The 17,467-nt window shown below is 69.1% G+C and carries 13 protein-coding genes; 10 read left to right on the top strand and 3 right to left on the bottom strand.

Annotation, left to right across the window (positions count from 1 at the left end; all coding sequences use genetic code 11):
* Nucleotides 1-76: 76 nt before the first annotated feature.
* From U9J23_RS00965 to U9J23_RS00950, 4 genes are read left to right on the top strand one after another with little or no spacing between them, the layout of a single operon-like run.
* Nucleotides 77-1,588 carry a hypothetical protein gene (locus U9J23_RS00965; RefSeq protein ID WP_326600937.1) on the top strand — a complete coding sequence of 504 codons (1,512 nt, stop codon included), beginning with the start codon at nt 77-79 and terminating at the stop codon, nt 1,586-1,588.
* On the top strand, nt 1,585-3,090 hold the full coding sequence (locus U9J23_RS00960; RefSeq protein WP_085468752.1) for an O-antigen ligase family protein: 1,506 nt from the start codon (nt 1,585-1,587) through the stop codon (nt 3,088-3,090). Before U9J23_RS00965 ends, U9J23_RS00960 begins: the two co-directional genes overlap by 4 nt.
* Entirely contained in the window at nt 3,087-4,172 is a 1,086-nt protein-coding gene (locus tag U9J23_RS00955; RefSeq protein WP_085468751.1) for a glycosyltransferase family 4 protein, read from the top strand. Before U9J23_RS00960 ends, U9J23_RS00955 begins: the two co-directional genes overlap by 4 nt.
* A complete protein-coding gene (locus tag U9J23_RS00950; RefSeq protein ID WP_326600932.1) occupies nt 4,151-6,505 on the top strand; it encodes a glycosyltransferase in 2,355 nt (784 codons plus the stop codon). The genes U9J23_RS00955 and U9J23_RS00950 overlap by 22 nt, the downstream gene beginning before the upstream one ends.
* Here the strand turns inward: U9J23_RS00950 and U9J23_RS00945 are convergent.
* Together U9J23_RS00945 and U9J23_RS00940 are read right to left on the bottom strand one after the other, a co-directional pair.
* Nucleotides 6,483-7,820 carry a putative glycoside hydrolase gene (locus U9J23_RS00945; RefSeq protein ID WP_229579924.1) on the bottom strand — a complete coding sequence of 446 codons (1,338 nt, stop codon included), beginning with the start codon at nt 7,818-7,820 and terminating at the stop codon, nt 6,483-6,485. The genes U9J23_RS00950 and U9J23_RS00945 overlap by 23 nt on opposite strands.
* Nucleotides 7,821-7,885: 65 nt before the next feature.
* Complete coding sequence (locus U9J23_RS00940) at nt 7,886-9,265, bottom strand: phenylacetate--CoA ligase family protein (protein WP_326600930.1); 1,380 nt, start codon at nt 9,263-9,265, stop codon at nt 7,886-7,888.
* A 140-nt stretch (nt 9,266-9,405) separates the two neighbouring features.
* On the opposite strand from U9J23_RS00940, the gene U9J23_RS00935 reads away from it, so the two are divergent.
* Genes U9J23_RS00935 through U9J23_RS00925 form a run of 3 tightly spaced genes read left to right on the top strand, consistent with a single transcriptional unit; the run spans nt 9,406 to nt 13,226 of the window.
* Nucleotides 9,406-11,544, top strand: a complete 2,139-nt coding sequence (locus tag U9J23_RS00935; RefSeq protein ID WP_326600928.1) for an alginate lyase family protein — start codon at nt 9,406-9,408, stop codon at nt 11,542-11,544.
* A 41-nt stretch (nt 11,545-11,585) separates the two neighbouring features.
* Nucleotides 11,586-12,590 carry a glycosyltransferase family A protein gene (locus U9J23_RS00930; RefSeq protein WP_085468750.1) on the top strand — a complete coding sequence of 335 codons (1,005 nt, stop codon included), beginning with the start codon at nt 11,586-11,588 and terminating at the stop codon, nt 12,588-12,590.
* Nucleotides 12,591-12,626: 36 nt separating this feature from the next.
* Entirely contained in the window at nt 12,627-13,226 is a 600-nt protein-coding gene (locus U9J23_RS00925) for a dTDP-4-dehydrorhamnose 3,5-epimerase family protein (RefSeq protein ID WP_085468749.1), read from the top strand.
* A gap of 6 nt (nt 13,227-13,232) precedes the next feature.
* Here U9J23_RS00925 and U9J23_RS00920 read toward each other — a convergent pair whose 3' ends face one another.
* Nucleotides 13,233-13,874: a PIG-L deacetylase family protein gene (locus U9J23_RS00920; protein WP_085468804.1), complete on the bottom strand. Its 642-nt coding sequence runs from the start codon at nt 13,872-13,874 to the stop codon at nt 13,233-13,235.
* Nucleotides 13,875-14,193: 319 nt separating this feature from the next.
* Here U9J23_RS00920 and U9J23_RS00915 point away from each other — a divergent pair, with 319 nt between their 5' ends.
* The 3 genes from U9J23_RS00915 to wecC are packed head-to-tail and all read left to right on the top strand — an operon-like array spanning nt 14,194 to nt 17,421.
* Nucleotides 14,194-15,360 carry a hypothetical protein gene (locus U9J23_RS00915; RefSeq protein WP_272266399.1) on the top strand — a complete coding sequence of 389 codons (1,167 nt, stop codon included), beginning with the start codon at nt 14,194-14,196 and terminating at the stop codon, nt 15,358-15,360.
* A complete protein-coding gene (locus tag U9J23_RS00910) occupies nt 15,357-16,172 on the top strand; it encodes a WecB/TagA/CpsF family glycosyltransferase (protein ID WP_145709233.1) in 816 nt (271 codons plus the stop codon). The genes U9J23_RS00915 and U9J23_RS00910 overlap by 4 nt, the downstream gene beginning before the upstream one ends.
* Nucleotides 16,165-17,421: a UDP-N-acetyl-D-mannosamine dehydrogenase gene (wecC, locus tag U9J23_RS00905; protein ID WP_085468746.1), complete on the top strand. Its 1,257-nt coding sequence runs from the start codon at nt 16,165-16,167 to the stop codon at nt 17,419-17,421. The genes U9J23_RS00910 and wecC overlap by 8 nt, the downstream gene beginning before the upstream one ends.
* Nucleotides 17,422-17,467 lie beyond the last annotated feature (46 nt).

Below are 17,467 nucleotides of genomic sequence, written 5' to 3'. Positions count from 1 at the left end.
AACTCTGTTCTATCGTGTAAAAAGAGACTCAGAGATTGTTTTTGAAGCGTCGTCTCCCGAGGACCTGGGGTACCCCATGACACACACGAGCACCACGACCGACGCCGATACACTCGACACGGCGACGACCGTCGGGATCCAACTTCAACGCATCCGCCGCTTCTGGCCCCTCGTCCTTCTCATCACGCTCGGAGCCGTGATCGCGTCGGCCGTGAGCACCTACACCGCCGAACCGAGCTACACCGGCCGGACGGTGTTGATCGTCTCCTCGCCGGGACGTGTCCCCGAGGAGGACGCCGTCATGGTGCGGGGTTACATCGACCTGTTCAACGATCCCGCCTACCAAGCGCGACTTCGGGATTCGACCGACCTTCCGCCGGGCACGACCTTCGAGGCACGCACCGCCGCGGCGAGCTCGATGATCTTCGTCGAGGCCACCACCGGCACCGATGTGGGGGCCAAGGACGCCGCCCTGGCACTGGCCACGAACTTCCGGTGGGACGTCGACGCGGTGCGGCGGGCCGAGAAGGACGCCTCCCTCGATGCACTCCGCAGCCAACTGGACGAACGGCGCCGGCTGCTCACCGAAGGTGCCGATCCCGCCTACACGACCCAGCGGATCATCGAACTCGAGACCTTGATCCAGCAGCTGCAGGGTGATTCGACCAACCAGCTCCAGGTCCTGCAGCCCGACGCCGGCATCGCGATGTCGGAACCGAGCATGTCCCGCAACGTGCTGGTCGGACTTCTCGGCGGCCTCGTCCTCGGCTCCGTCGCCGCAGTGCTCGCCGCCCTGTTCTCCCCCACCCTCGGCACCTCGCACGACGTGCACACGAGGACGGGAGTGAATCCGGTCGTCGAGATCCCTCGCGGTGGAAGCCGCCGCAAGGGCCGCGCGCGGCATCTCGGCTTCGTCCGCCTCGCGACCCGCGCCGGACACCGCCGGATACCGCGGCCGGGGACCCTGGCGGTCGCATCACCGAACCGCACACCGGCGACCGGTCAGGTGGCACGGGCGATCGCCGAATTCTGGGCCGGTGAGGGTGAGCGCGTCGTCCTGCTCCACGCCGACCTGCACACCGTCACGGTGCAGGAACGCACCGCGGCCGACGATGCCGTCGCGGTACGCACGGCGCTCGTCCGGGATCTCCTCGACGATCCGGACGCCCCGCTCAACCGCGAACGGTTCACCCACCTCCTGCGGCGACTCCGGGCCGACGCCGACCTCGTGATCGTCGAGGTCCCGCCGCTCACCGAGGACTCGTTCGCCCACTCCGCGTGTGTAGTGAGCGACCGGACCGTGCTCGTCCTGGATCGGCGCTCGGGACGGGTCGGTCCCACCCGGGAGGCCGTCGAACTGCTCGCCGACGCCGAACTGCTCGGTGCCGTACTCGTCGACCCCCGCACCGGCCGCTCGCTCGTCCGCCGTCTGTTCCGCCGGGGCAGGCGGGGCGAGTCCCTCGCCACGGTGCGCTACGAACAGATCGACAGTCTCTGTCCCGACACGACGACGACCTCGTCCAACGGCCATCGCCCCGGCCGGGGCGCTGAGATATTGCTGTCCGGCGAGCCGGGTGCAACACCATGACCACCGCAGGGGCCGTCCGGCCGGGCATCCGATCGTCGGGAGCCCGGTTCGGACGGCCGGCACTCAGGGCCGTCACTGCCGCAGGCCTGCTCGTCGCCGCGGCCCTGGCCGCATTCGTCCTCCCGGGCGAACTGCTCGCGCTGATCCTGCCCGGAGCGGTGGGACTGGCCGTCGTCGCCGCGGCGGTCTACCACCCGGCCACCGCGGTGCTCGTGCTGATCGTCGCGATGTTCTTCCGGCTCCCCACACCCGAGATCCCCATGCTGCCCGTGGATCTGTTCGTCTTCCTCTTCGCGGTCGCGCTGGGGTCGTTCGGGCTCTGGATCACCGTGCGCCCCGATCGCATCCGGCAGCTGGGCATGCTCGAGATCTTCATGGGTCTGTTCGTCCTGTGGAACTTCTGGTCGATGTTCGCCTCGCACCGCTTCCCCGCGGTGGTTCCCCTGACCGGTCAGCCCACCTCGGTGTCGCGCTTCATCATCATCGGCACGGTCATCCCGTTCGCCGTCTTCGTCATGGGCCGCCTGAGTTTCGACCGGGAGCGTGCGGTGCGGGGCATGCTCTGGACCGTCACCGGCATCGCGGCGTTCTCGGCGATGATGAGCATCTTCCAGCTCAAAGGTCCGACCGCTCTGGTGTGGCCGCGCTACATGCTCGAGAACGAGCACTGGCCGGGCCGCGCGGTGGGTGTCACCAATCAGCCCGTCGGCAACGGGACGATCCTCATCTTCGGTTTCATCGTCACGGTCGTCCTGGCCTCGCAGAGATCCGAACCCGTCTGGCTCCGGCGACTCGCCGCCGTGATCTCCGTGGCCTGCGCCTACGGCGTCTTCCTCACCTATACACGCGCGGTGTGGCTGGCGTTCGGGATCGTCGTCCTCGTCGGCCTGCTGTGTGCCCGCGGCTTCCGTCGCGCCTTCGCCCTGACGGCCACGGCGATGGTGGTCGCGGTCGCGATGAACTGGTCGACCTTCACCAGCGCCGACCGGAAGGCCGGCGGCGTGGGTTCGACGAGCGAGATCCACGACCGGCTCAACGCGATGGCGACGGCCTTCTGGGCGATCCGCGAGGAACCACTCACCGGATGGGGTGTCGCGCGCTTCGTGTCCGTCAACACCTTCTTCCACCGGGCGTGGGGACCGAGCATCCCGTGGGAGGGCGGATTCGGCATCGACGCCCACTTCACGGAACTGGGGATCTTCGCCGAACTCGGCATCGTCGGTGGGCTGCTGTGGATCACGGTGCTCGTGCTGCTCGTCGCCCGACTCGTCCGCGCCTACCGCAGGTTGCCACCGGGCCGGCTCACCGGGCAGCCGCTCGCGATCGCGGCGGTCCTCGCCGTGCTCTGCCTGCTCGTCACCGGATTCACCGCCGAACTCCGCAATTTCGATGTCACCAACGCGATGGCACTGCTCATCGCCGGTGTGGCGATCGGATGGTCCGACCGGTTCGTCCCGAGGAAGCGGGATCCCGAGAGATCCCCGGAGGAGGTCTCGTCATGAATGCCCCACGGGCGCTGTGGGTCTCCACCAGCACGTCGACCCGAGGCGGTGTCGCCTCGTTCGTCCGCACGATGCAGGGCACCGAACTGTGGAGCGACTGGCACATCGAACACATCGGCACACATCGCAACGGTTCGATCCCCCTCCGGATCGTCGCCTTCGCCGTCGGGCTGGTCTCGTTCACCTACACGGTGATCCGGAGGCGACCCGACGTCGTACACCTCCACACCGCCTCGTACGGGAGCTTCGTCCGGAAGGCCACGCTGGCGTGGATTGCACGCGCCGCCCGCATCCCGGTGATCCTCCACGTCCACGGCGCCGAGTTCCACCGCTTCTACTCCCTGTGCCCCAAGCCCGCCCGGGCCGTCATCCGCGCGACCCTCACCGAGGCCGACGCAGTGGTCGCACTCGGGGAGAGGTGGGCGTGCCGACTACAGGAAATCGCACCCCGCGCCCGGATCGTCGTCGTTCCCAATGCCGTCCGGCCCCGGACGCCCGTCTCCCAACTGCCGGACGGACGACCGGTGAACGTGCTCTTCCTCGGCGAAGTCGGCGAACGCAAGGGCACCTTCGTCCTGCTCGAGGCGTGGGCGCGACTCGCGCACGAAGGAGCGGTCTCCGGCGCCCATCTGACGATCGCCGGTGACGGTGCCGTCGAGGCGGCCGCACAGCAGGTAGCCGAACTCGGGATCGACGACACCGTCACCATCGCGGGATGGACGGCGCCCGAGAAGGTTTCCGGACTGCTCCGGGACAGCCGCATCCTCGTGCTGCCGTCCCGGAACGAAGGTCAGCCGATGGCGATCCTCGAGGCCATGGCGGCCGGGCTGTGCGTGGTGGCCAGTCCGGTCGGCGGGATCCCCGATCTCGTCGACGCCGATTCGGGAATCCTCGTCCCACCCGACGATCCCGACGCGCTCGCCGCCGCCCTCCGGAAGGTCGTCACCGACGACGGGGAGCGGGCCCGTCTCGGCGCCGGCGCCTGGCGTCGGGTGTGCACGGAATTCGACGTCGACGTCGTGTCACGGCGTTTCGACGCCCTCTACAGAGAGGTCGGCAGATGTCCCGTCCGCTGCGACTGATGTACGTCGTGCCGGATCTCGGTGTGGGCGGTGCCGAACGGCACGTCACCACCCTGCTCCCGCGACTCGACCCACAGCGCTTCACCTCGTGTGCGGTCTGCATCGGAGAGCCCGGCGCGCTGTTCTCCGATCTGGCCGGATCGTCGATTCCAGCGACGGCGCTGCGCAGGACCAAGCGGCAGGTGGTGCGCGCCCTGGTCGATCTGGTGCGACAGATGCGCCGGTTCCGTCCCGACATCGTGATCACGCGGGGATACAACGCCGAGACGCTGGGACGGGCTGCGGCCTTCCTCGCCCGGGTTCCGCACGTCGTGGTGTGGGTCCACCACTGCGGCGATCCCGAACCCCGCGGCCGGCTCCGGCAGATGATCGACCGGTGCCTCGATCCGATCACCGACTCCTATTTCGGTGTGGCCGAGGCCCAGCGCGCGTTCATGACCGACGATCTCGGCTACCCGCCCGACAAGATCACCGTCGTGTACAACGGGGTCGATCCGTCGCTGTACGACACCACCGACGATCGGAGCGTGCTGCCCGACCTCGGGGTGCCGACGGACGCCCCCACCGTCGGCATCGTCGCGGCGCTGCGTCCGGAGAAGGACCACGCCTGCTTCCTCCGGGCCGCACGGCGGGTCGTCGACGTGCGCCCCGACGCCCGTTTCCTCGTCATCGGCGACGGTCCGTGCCGCGAGGACCTCGAAGCGATCGTCGACGCCGCCGGTCTGCGCGCGAACGTCGTCTTCACCGGTGCGCGCGGCGACATCCCGCGCATCCTCCGCGCCCTGGATCTCGTCGCCCTCTCCTCGTACAGCATCGAGTGCTTCCCCATGGCCCTGCTCGAAGCCATGGCGTCCGGACGCCCCGCGGTGTGCACGGCCGTCGGCGGCGTCCCCGAGATGCTGGTCGACGGGGTCACCGGCCGGCTCGTCCCGGCCCGCGACGAAAGCGCACTCGCCGACGGGATGCTCGAACTGCTCGACGATCCCGAACTCGCCCGCAAGATGGGGCGGGCCGCGCGGGAACGCGTGGAATCGGAGTTCACACTCCTCCGAAGCGTCGAGGGCGCCCAGACCGCCCTCATGCAAGCCGCACGGTCCCGAATCGTGCGACCCGCACGGTCCCGAATCGTGCGACCCGCACGGCCGGCGGAGCGAGCCGAACGGACGGACCCCGTCCGTCTGACGCTCGTGCTGGACCAGACATTCGTCGGGGGCGTCGAGGTCCTCATGCTCGAGGTGTTCCGCCACCTCGATCCGTCGGTCGTGCGCCCCCGTCTCGTATGCCTGCGCGAAGCAGGTCCGCTCGCCGAGGAGTACCGGCGCGCGGGATTCGAGGTGGAGGTCGTCCCCCGATCCGGCCCCTACGATCCGCGCCGGTTGACGCGGCTCGTGCGCATGCTGCGTACCGACCGCACCGATGCCGTGCTCGTGACACACCACCACCATGCCGCCCTGGCCCTCGGCAGGCTCGCAGCGCGACTTACCGGGACACCCGCGAATCTCGTTGCCGCGCACGATATGGATCTGACGAGCATCGGGAAGCGGTGTCTTCCCCGGTGGGCGGTGTCCACCCTCTTCCTCTCCGACGCCCTCGTACTGCTGGGACCGCGTCAGGGAGACTATCTGCGCCGCGAGGAGGGGGTCGCCCGCCGGCCGTGGTCGCGCACACGAGAAGTGGTCATCACCAACGGGATCGACATCGGTGACCCACCCACCGAGGAGGACCGCGACCGGGCACGCGCAGTGCTCGGACTGCCCCCCGACGCGTTCGCCGTCGGCATCGTCGCGCGGCTGAGCCATCAGAAGGCCCACCAGGTGCTGTTCGAGGCGGTGCGGATCGCCACCCGCACCCACCCCGAGCTGCGACTGCTGGTCATCGGTGGTGGTGAGAGGGAGTCCGAACTACGTTCGCTCGCCGACGATCTCGGGATCGCCGACCGGACCGTGTTCACGGGGGTGCGCCGCGACGTCCGGGCACTGCTGCCCGGGTTGGACGTGTCGGCACTGTCGTCGGTCCACGAAGGTGCGCCCATCACGGTCATCGAGGCCATGGCCGCCGGGCTTCCGGTGGTGGCCACCGAATGCGGCTGCCTGCCCGACATGGTCACCGACGGGACCGACGGTTTCCTCGTCCCGGTCGGAGACGCCTCGGCACTCGCGGAACGACTGTGCGTGCTGGCCGCCGACCGGCCACTCGCGCGCCGCCTCGGCGCGAACGGCCGCGAACGCGCGGAACGCGAGTACCGGATCTCCCGGACCGCGCGGTCGTTCGAAACCCTGCTCACCGAACTGACGGGCAGATCGGTCCGGGTCAGTCCGTCCGCAGGAGGATGAGTCCGTCCAGCGGTTCGAGCACGACCTCCTCGGTGATGCTGCCGTCGTTGACACTCGGGTCCTGCGTTCCCCGCAGGTGACGGTAGGGGCGCTCGAGGTACACGTGTTCGGCATTGTCGCCGCTGTTCACGAGGACGATCCCGTTCTCGAAGTCCCGGCGGAGCACGGCCCGCCCCGCGTCGCCCTGCAGAGCCGCGTCGGTGACGGGCAGACCCAGATAACCGGGACCGAGTCCCGCGCCGTCCATCTCGTCGTAGTAGGCGGTGCTGCCGTAGTGCAGGAGCATCGGCGCCCAGTAGCCGTCCCTCAGGAGCGTGGCCGTGAGGAAGAAGCGGGCTCGTCGATAGGTGTCCGCCACACTCCGGCCCGCACCCAGGCGGTCGATCGTCATCCACATTCCCGGCGGCCGGTGCCCCTCGCCGGCAGTCGTCTCGAGATAGATGTCGAGGTCCATGCCCGGGTCGCGATCCGCCATCGGATCCGCGAAACTCTCCCAGGCCCGTCCGTCGAGCAGGCCGTCGACCGGGCTGCGGTCACCGTTCGCGACGATGATCGCGCCGGGCATGCGCTCCCTCATGATCCGTTCCGCCACGGTGAGTCCCCGCGCCCACGGCCCATCGAGACCGTAGATCTGCGAATCCGGTTCGTCCACACCGTCGCCGTCGATGTCCCACGCGTCCGCGTCGGCCGAATAGATCCGATCTCCCCAGACGTCGAGGAGGACACCGTCCCAGATCCCGGTGGACCAGACCTGATCGGCGACCCACTCCGCGGCGTACTCGGCATAGATCCTGCCGTCGACTTGCGGCGCCACGTCGGTGAGGTTGGTCATCGTCGTCCGGGGCCACTCGCTGACCGGCTCCCCGGACGCCGTGATGGCGAGCCATTCCTCCGGGAAGGTGCTGCTGTTCGGACCGTCGAACTGCCACAGTGCGTACCGGTCGGCCCAGTATCCCGGCGATCCCAATGCTCCCGGAAGGTCGACGAGGTTCATGTATGCGAGCAACCGGATGCGCGGATTCCGCGACCGGAGCCCGTCGAAATACGACTCCGGAACACGATGTGCCCATTCGTGATCGAGAACCACGAGATCGTAGCGGGCGAGCTCCTCCATCGGGGGCAGGCGATCCTGATCGAGATAGTAGGTGGCGGTTCTCGGGAAGGTCGGCTCACCGGTCGCCGCCGCGGTCGTGGGCATGCCCGGCAGGGACATCACCGCCGTCGATGCCGCGTCCGCGGTGGTGTCGCGCGCGGTCGGGGCCGCACACGACAGCGACGACGTCGTCACGAGCACGACGAACAGGATGCGGGACACCGTACGGCCCTTCGCTCCTCCCAAGCCGGCGTGGCGTCCCGTTCTCCTGTTCACGGGATGACGCCTCACTCTCCCGGGCCCAGGCGATAGCCGGCGAAGGCCTCGGCCACGGCCGCCGGAACGGCGCGGTCTCCCCCGCCCTCCACCACGGCCGTCTTGAGTTTTCCGGATGCGGTGCGCGGTACGGCGTCCAGGGTCACCACGCGGAGTTCCTGCCCCGGGCCGAACAGACGCTCGACGTTGCGCCTGTACTGCTGCTCGATGCGTTCGGCGTCGAAACCCACGCCCGGAACCATGCGGATCTCGAACCGTCCGGGAGCGAGTTGCGCGATCTGAGCTTCGCGGACACCGGTGACGTCGTCGATCACGGTCGACGGCAACGGAAGCGGCCTGCCGTCCACGGTGGTGAACGCATCCTCGACCCGCCCGTCGAGGGCTCCGAGGGTGGGGAACGCCCGGCCGCACGCGCACCCGCCTGCCGGTGCCGGTCCGACGAGATCACCCGTTCGGTAGCGGAAGATGGGGAATCCCCAGTTGTGCAGGGGTGTTCCGATGATCTCCCATCTGTCCGGGACACCGGGGACGGGTTCGAGTTCGACGATGCCGTAGTCGGGGAAGATGTGCATCGTGCCCGCCTCGCACGTGCCCGCCATCGCGACGCGCTCCGTCTGACCGTAGTGATCGACGATCGGACCGCCGAAGACCTCGCGGATCAGGGCGCGCTGGGCGGACCGCATCGTCTCGGAGGACGTGAGGACGGCGCGCATCGGGAGGCGCTCCCCGTGCTCGTACAGCAGTTCCGCGAGCAGACAGATGCTCGACGGCCAGCCGTCGATCGCATCGGGACCGAACCTGCGGATGTCCCGCACGATCGTGGGCAGGTCGTCGGGGGTGAGCCGGTAGCTCGACACCAGCAACTGTCGCGCGCCGGGGACGATCTCGGTCGGGTTTCCGGGACGGTCGGCCGCGAAGTCGCTGCCGCCCAGCGTCACCCGGTGAGGGGCGTGCGGGAGCCCGAACCAGCTCCACTGTCGCTCGAGCACCCGCATCTCGTAGACCGACGAGCCCGGGGTTCGGTAGACGGTGACGGCCCGGCTCGACGTCCCGCTCGAATGGGCCTCCCACATCGTGCGCGCGGGATAGGCCCGGAACGTCTCGGGACGCTCCATCAGGTCGTTGCGGCGGAGGACGGGCAGGTGCCGCAGGTCGTCGAGGGTGCGGATCCCGCGCGGGTCCACCTTCTCGCGGCGGAACCACTGCCGGTAGAAGGGCGAGGCGACGGCCGCCCATCGCGTCATCGCGCGGAGCCGGCCCTCCTGGAAGGCGCGGATCTCGTCGGGGTTCGCCGTGGCGATCCTGCGGAGTTCACGGCTCATCGGGGTGGCAAGGGGATGCATGCGTCGCACGCGGTGCTGGACGGCGACGAGTTTCTTCGGAGGTGCCATGGGACCACCTTCGGTTCGGATACGCTCGCGCTAAACATACCTGTAGTCTGATTAAGCGGCAATCTACAGACTCTGATTTTGCTACGGTGGGATTCCGGACCGTGCAGCTCCCCTGTCGATCACCTCGTAACGGAGGTCTCGTGCAACGACTCACCTGGTACGCGCATCGGCTCCGCGCGATGGAAGCCGCCGAGATCGAATGGCGGATACGTCGCGTGGTCGGACAGCGACTTCCGTCCCGATCGTTCACCGAAGCCCAGCTCGTCGGACCCGATCTCGATTGGTGCGGCACCCTCGACCGCTTCCGTGCAGCCGAGGGCCGCCCCGTCCTCCTCGACCCCGAACAGGCCGATGCCCTCGCCGGAAGCGAGATCGCCACCGCGACGCTCGTCGCCGCGGATCGGGTTCTCGACCACCGCTTCGCCTACTTCGGCTATCCGGAGGCGGCACTCGGGCCGGAGATCGACTGGAATCACGACCCCATCGGCGGGATCGACTGGCCGACACTGCCCGGTCACCGCATCGATCACCGCACCGCGGCCGGCGACCCGAAGTGGATCTGGGAACTGAACCGGCTGCAGCACCTTCCGTGGCTGGCGCAGGCCTGGCTCCTGAACGGCGACGATCGCTACGCCGCCGAGGCGTTCGACCAGCTGGACTCGTGGATCGCCGCCAATCCCCCCGGACGCGGCATCGCCTGGCGCGGAGCATTCGAAGCGGGCATCCGCGCGATCTCGGTGGCCGTCGCGCTGCAGGGACTGCGGCACAGTCCGCGTCTCACCGTCGCCCGCTTCCGCGCCGTCGTGTGCATGCTCGCGGAGAGCGCCCGCCGGTGCTGGGCCGAACGCTCGTTGTACAGCTCGGCGAACAATCACCTCATCGGTGAACTCGCGGGTCTCGCCACAGTGGCGCTGTTGTTCCCCGATCTGCGGCCCTCCCCGCGATGGGAGCGCGATGCCGTCACCGCGTTGTGCGCGGAAGCCGACCGGCAGATTCTGCCCGACGGCAGCGGCGCCGAACAGGCCGTGGGCTATCAGATGTTCACCGCCGAACTGCTGCTCCTCGTCGCCGAGATGCTCCGGCGACGTGACGGATACGCGCCCGTCCTGCTCACGAACGCGGTCACGCGCAGCGCCCGGTATCTCGCAGCGGTGGTCGGAGACCACGACCCGGCACCGCGCTACGGGGACGACGACGAAGGGTTCGCCCTGCGCCTCGACGCGTCGCCGGTGCGCACCGTCCGCGATCACCTCGGTCTCGTGGGATCCGTGCTGGGCACGCCCGACGCGATTCGGGCCGGCACGTGTCCGCCGGCCGCCGGGTGGCTCGCCGCCGCCACGGACGCCACCGAGGACGCGTCCGCCCGCGGCGAACCCCTCGGCAGCTTCCACGCACCCGACGGCGGCCTCGTGGTGCTGCGCTCCGGGCGACGCCGGATCACCATGGACGTCGGTCCGCTCGGATACCTGTCGATCGCGGCGCACGGCCACGCCGACGCCCTCGCGGTCACCCTGAGTGCCGACGGCCACGAGCTCGTCGGACATCCGGGCGTGACGAGCTACTACGGCCATCCCGACTGGCGGTCCGCACATCGGGGCACGCGGGCCCACCCGACCGCCTCGGTGGACGGACTCGACCAATCCGTCATCGGCGGCGCCTTCCTCTGGCGGCGGCACGCGCGGGTGCACACCCGTTCCGTGGACACCGCAGCCGGCGTCGTGGACGCCGAACACGACGGCTACCTCCGGCTCGACGAACCCGTCGTGCACCGCAGGTGGCTCATCGCACCACCCGACCGTGTCACCGCCGTGGTGGTGGACCTGTTCACCGGCACCGGCCACCACGAGTTCCGCACCGCCTGGCCGCTGCACCCCTCCCTCGACGTCCGGCCCGCCGGGTGCGGCCATCTCGCCCTTCGGGAGGGTTCCCCTGTCCTGCAGCTCGCCTACGCCGCGTCCTCCGGAGAACCGGTCCGCAGCGAGATCCGCGGTGACACCGACACGAACCTGGGCTGGTGGTCGCACCGGCTCGAATCCCGCGTCCCCGCATGGCTCGTCGGCAGTGTCGTGCACGCGCAGACCCCGGTCGCGCTGGTGACGGCACTGACGCCGGGCAATGCCGAGGAGCCGGCGGTGTCGGACCTGGGCGTCGACCTGCGCGACGACGCGATCACCGTCCGATGGCGCGACGAGGACGGCGCCCACCTCCACACCCTCCTGCCGAGCGGCGATCCGCCCGGCCACGTGCAGCGAGAGGACGTCGCCCACCCCGTTTCCTGAGCACCCGCCTGATCCCCACAGTTTCTCCGAGGAGTCCGAGCATGGAACCGACCTTCAGCTTCCTCACCACCGCCTACCGCACCGAGGACTACGTCGCCGAGACGATCGAATCCGTCTTCGCGCAGAAACGGGACGACTGGGAACACGTGATCGTCGACAACGGCATGTCGGACGACATGGCCCGCGTGGTCGGGCGGTACCTGAACGACCCGCGGATCATCCTGGTGCGACAGGAGAATCGCGGCTACGCGGGCGGGATCGCCGCGGCGGCGAAGGCGGCACGCGGGCGGTACCTGTGCGTTCTCGACAGCGACGATCATCTGATGCCGGGCTTCTGCACGCGGGTCGGTGCCGTGCTCGACGCCCGGCCGGAGATCGACGCCGTCGCGGTGGACGCCCACCTGTTCACCGATTCCGAGGGACTGCTGCCCACCGGATACATGCGGTCGATCGGGGCCGGTGGGAACCGCCGGGGGCGCGGACGCCTCTCGTTGCTCGACGTCCTCGGCGGCGAGGTCCCCTACTACACGGCGGCGATCCGGCGCGAGGCGTGGTCCGCGGTGAACGCCTACGCGTCGGGCATCGAGGACGTCGACGAGTCGGTGATCGTCTGGCTCCGCCTCGCCGACCGTTTCGAGGTGCAGATGCTGCCCGACCGGCTGGCCCGGTACCGCCTGCGCGGCGACTCGGATTCGCGGGACGAGACCACCGTCGCGACCTTCGAACGGCAGCTGATCCGGTCGTTCCAGGCGGGCGCAGCCCTGGCGACGACTCCCGAGGAGCACGAGGCCCTGGACGAGACGGTGCGCCGGCTCCGCTACGACCAGGCACTGCGCCGGGCCCGGTCCGCCTTCCTCCGCAACGATCTGCCCGCCGCCCGGATCGCGGCCCGCGACGCCTTCACCCACCGGCGTTCCCTGCGTGCCGCGGTCGCGCTCGCGTCCGTCACGGTGGCGCCCGGCCCGGTCCGGATGCTGTACCCGGCAAAGCAGCGACTGACGAGTGCTGCCGGTCGGGTGGCCGTCCGTCTGAACGCGCCGGTCTGACGCACCTTCCCATCCCGTAGACGAGGGAGACCTGCGATGCGTATCGACACCACCGACCTGGCGGGTGTTCTCGTTCTCCGCCCGGAGCCGTTCCGCGACGATCGAGGTCTGTTCACCCGCACCTTCGACGCGGCCGAATTCGACGACTACCTCCGGAGCCGTCCGAATTCGCCGGCCGTCCGGGCATCCGATTTCGTGCAGGACTCGCAGTCCCGCTCGGCCCGGGGCGTCGTGCGCGGCATGCACGGCCGCTCCGGGGACGGGGAGGCAAAACTGGTGCGCTGCGCGCACGGGGCGATCCACGACGTACTGGTCGACATCCGCCCCGGCTCGCCCACTTTCGGACGCGCACAGGCATTCCTGCTCGACGACGTCGAGTTTGCCCACCTCTTCGTACCGCCGGGCTTCCTGCACGGCTTCCAGGCGCTGGCCGACGTCACCGACGTCTGTTACCGCATCGACCGGCCGCACGATCCGCGTGAGGATCTCGCAGTGGCGCACGACGATCCGGACCTCGGCATCGTCTGGCCACTGCCGGTGACGACGATCAGCGCACGTGACGCCGCGGCCGGCAGCTGGAAGAACCTGCTGGCCGGGCTCCCCTCCACGGAGAACCCGGCCGACGTGTTGTGGTGAGGGCGCTCAGCCCTGTCCGCCGAACCGGACGACCGCCTTCTCCAGGACGAACGCCTCGGCGTGCGGGTACCGGCACTGCACCCCGCGGAGACGGGACAGGCCCAGGAACGACTCCTCGTCGAACCAGTCGTGATCGGTCTGCGACGGATAGTGCTTGAGCAGCACACGCGCCTTCTCCGCCGCGACATCCCTGGTGAGCGGGTGGTACACGGAGGTGGCCGGCGTGTCCGCCTCCCACTTGAGGATCTCGTAGCCGAGGACCAGGTGGTCGCGGAAGACCGTCGGCACCATCTCGGCGAGCAACCGATGGTCCTGATGCGCGTCGGCGCGCTGTGGAGCGAACACCACGTCGGGTTCGGTGTGGTAGCGGAAGGACTGGAGTGCGATCTTGATTCCCTCCCAGTACCCCGGGGCACGCCCGTCCGGGATGTCCAGCACGCGGACCATCACGTCCGCACCGGGGCACAGGGCTCGCAGCGCGTGGTTCTCCTCGATCTCGCGCGGAGTGTCGCCGCCGGAGAGGACGAAGGCACGCACGCGCAGGTTCGGGCACGCCGCCGACAGGGTCAGCAGTGTGCCGCCGACCCCCATGGCGATGTCGTCGCAGTGGGCGCCGAACAGCGCGACCTCGCGAACGTTGCGCGGCATCAGCTCGATCACGACTCCCACACCCCCTCGGTGCTGCGGCCGAGAGCGCAAACGGTGGGAGACAGAAGCACTTTCATGATCAACACCTTGTCTTCGGCGACGGAGGCCAGGCCGACGGTAGACCCCGCACAGGAATGTCGATGGGTCCGAGATTTCGATCGTGATCCCACTAAAACACATACGAAGTCCGTCAACAAGGCTTAAACAAACTCTAGGGCTTTTTCTAGCCCAGTAGCTATCCTTACATCAGTTTATTTCCGCCATCCACAGACTTTCATCCACTCCACGGACACGGCATTCGTCCCGCGAAGGAGTTCCCATGAAGATTGCGGCAGGACTGCACAAGGACCACGCCCCACCGCGGACCGGCACCCGACCGGAGACGGCCGTACGCGTCATCCAGTTGACCGATCTCGCCGTCCGCGGGCTCACCCGCATGTACGACGGGGACGGCTCCCCCCAGACCGCACGCGGCGTCAGGACGTCGTTCGGCACCGAACTCCGGCTCGAGGGACGGAGCACGCGGTACACCTCGATCGCCGCCCTCGGACTGCACCTGCTGCCCGAACACGCACAGCGGAGCGCGCTGCACGGGGACACGGCCGCGGAGCTCGCCCGTCGCGCAGGGATCCGGGCCCGCGGCCACCGCGACACCGGCGCCCTCGCCCTCGCCGTGTGGGCCTGCGCCGAGATCACCGGTTCGGTCGACTCCGCGCTCTACGAGGAACTCCGGAGCCGGTGCGAGAGCGGCAGCCCCCTGGCGACGGTCGATGCGTCCTGGGCGCTCACCGCCGCACTCGCCGCACGCACACAGTTCGAGTCCGACGATCTCGTACGGACACTGAAGCGACGGATCCTCGCCGCGCAGGGTCCCGGCGGTCTCTTCCCCCACATGATTCCCGTGGGCACGGGAAACAGACTGCGCCGGCACATCGGTTCCTTCGCCGACCAGGTCTATCCCCTGCAGGCACTCGCCCGGACGGCCGCGGCGACGGACGACGACGTCGCGCTCGCCGCGGCGAACGCGTGCGCCACCAGGATCTGTGCACTGCAGGGCGAGGCCGGCCAGTGGTGGTGGCACTACGACTCGCGTGGACACACCGTGGTCGAGCGCTTCCCCGTCTACAGCGTCCATCAGCACGCGATGGCGCCGATGGTGCTGTTCGATCTTGCCGCAGCCGGCGGTGACGACCACACCGCCGCGATCGAACTCGGGATCGACTGGCTGCAGAGTCATCCCGAGACGCTGGCCGATCTCGTCTGCGAGTCCCAGGACGTCGTCTGGCGCAAGGTCGGCCGGCGCGAACCGCGCAAGGCCGCGAGATCACTTGCCGCCGCGACCACCGCGCTGCGCCCGGGCTCGGAACTCTCGGGACTCGATCGGCTCCTTCCCGCCGGAGTCGTGGACTACGAATGCCGCCCGTACGAACTCGGCTGGATGCTCTACGCGTGGCTGCCGCGCAACGAATTCGGAGGAACCCGATGACCGCGAACCCCACCACCGGCGTCCCCACGGCGACGACCCTGTTCGGGATGCCGCTCGACGCCGTCACGATGGACGAGGCCGTGGCGCGATGCCGCGGCGCCCTCGAACGCCGAGAACCGATGACCGTCGGAGTCGTCAACGCCGCGAAGACCGTTCGTCTCCGCAAGGACACGGCCCTGCGCGAATCCCTGCTCGAGTGCGACATACTCCTCGCCGACGGGCAGGCGGTCGTGTGGGCGGGCAACCTCCTGGGATATCCACTACCCGAACGCGTCGCCGGAATCGACCTGTTCACCTCGCTGCTCGCGACGGCCGACGCCGAACACCGCTCCGTCTATCTGCTCGGCGCGGAGCAGTCGGTGCTCGACGCCCTCGTCGACGTCCTCACCACGAAGTACCCCGGACTCCGGATCGCCGGCGCCCACCACGGCTACTTCGACGAATCGGAGGAGGAAGCGCTCGCCCGGGCCATCCGCGAATCCCGGGCGGACATGCTGTTCCTCGGCATGCCCTCCCCTCGCAAGGAGAACTTCCTGCGGCGCTGGGAGGACGTGCTGGACGTCCCGATCCGTCACGGTGTGGGTGGCTCGTTCGACGTCCTCGCCGGGATCACCAAGCGCGCACCCGAGCGGTGGCAACGCGCCGGCATGGAGTGGGCCTACCGCCTCCTGCAGGAACCGCGCCGGATGTGGCGGCGCTACCTCACTACCAACACCGCGTTCCTGATCCTGCTCGCCCGCGAGCGTTTCCGCACCACCCCGCCCTATCCGCGTCCCGAGAAACTCCCGACCCCGAGGAAGCATCATGGCTGACACATTCAGCGGCACCGTCGCCGTCGTCGGACTCGGCTACATCGGCCTGCCGACGGCCGTCGTCCTCGCGACCCGCGACATCGACGTCATCGGCGTGGACATCGATCCCCGTATCGTGTCGGCCGTCTCGCGGGGCGAGGTGCCGTTCGCCGAACCCGATCTCGCGGTGAGCCTGGCCGGCGCCGTGGCCATGGGGACGTTGAGCGCGACCGACACCGTTCCCCTCGCCGACGCGTACATCATCGCCGTGCCGACACCGTTCAACGCCGACCACACCGCCGACCTGTCGTACGTGCGGCGGGCGACCGAACAGATCGCCCCGCAGTTGCGTGGCGGGGAGATCGTGGTGCTCGAATCGACGTCACCACCCGGCACCACCGAGAGCGTCAGCCGGTGGTTGTCCGAACTGCGACCGGATCTCCGTCTCCCCCACACCGACGAGGGTCTGCCGGACATCCACATCGCCCACTGCCCCGAACGGGTGCTCCCGGGACGCATCATGATCGAGATGATCACGAACGACCGGGTGGTCGGCGGGATCACGCCGCTGTGCGCTCAGCGCGCCGCCTCGATCTACCGCGTCTTCTGCCAGGGCGAGATCTGCCTGACCGACGCCGCGAGCGCCGAGATGGCGAAGCTCGTCGAGAACGCCTACCGCGACATCAACATCGCCTTCGCCAACGAGTTGTCGTACGTCTCGGACGAACTCGAACTGGATGTCTGGGAGGTCATCCGCCTGGCGAACCGCCATCCCCGGGTGAACATCCTCAGTCCCGGCCCAGGTGTCGGCGGGCACTGCATCGCCGTCGACCCGTGGTTCATCGTCGGCGCGTCACCGGGTTCGGCGAAGCTGATCCGCACCGCTCGCGAGATCAACGATTCCAAGCCGAACTACGTGGCCCAGCAGGTCATCGAAACCTGTACGCGCTTCAAGAATCCGACGGTCGCGTGTCTGGGACTGACGTTCAAGGCCAACGTCGACGACATCCGGGAGAGCCCGGCGCTGCACGTCGTCGAGCTCATCGCCAAGGCGTTGCCTGACGTCGAACTCCTGCTCGCCGACCCGTTCGTGCACGAGGTGCCCGACACCCTCGCCGGGTACGAGAGCGTGCGCACCGCGCGGTGCCGGGATGCCATCGCCGCGGCGGACATCGTCGTCGAGCTCGTGGATCACGACCAGTTCCGTTCGCTGTCGCGCAGCCTCCTGGCAGGCAAGGTCGTGTACGACACTCGCGGGGTGTGGCGCTGAACCCACGAAATGCGGCCGGTAGGTGTTCTCACACCTACCGGCCGTA

It is taken from the genome of Rhodococcus sp. PD04 (genome assembly GCF_035918275.1).
GTDB classification, from domain to species: Bacteria; Actinomycetota; Actinomycetes; order Mycobacteriales; family Mycobacteriaceae; genus Rhodococcus; species Rhodococcus rhodochrous.
The sequence above is the reverse complement of the archived record's forward strand: the minus strand, read 5'-3'. Positions and strand labels throughout refer to the sequence as shown.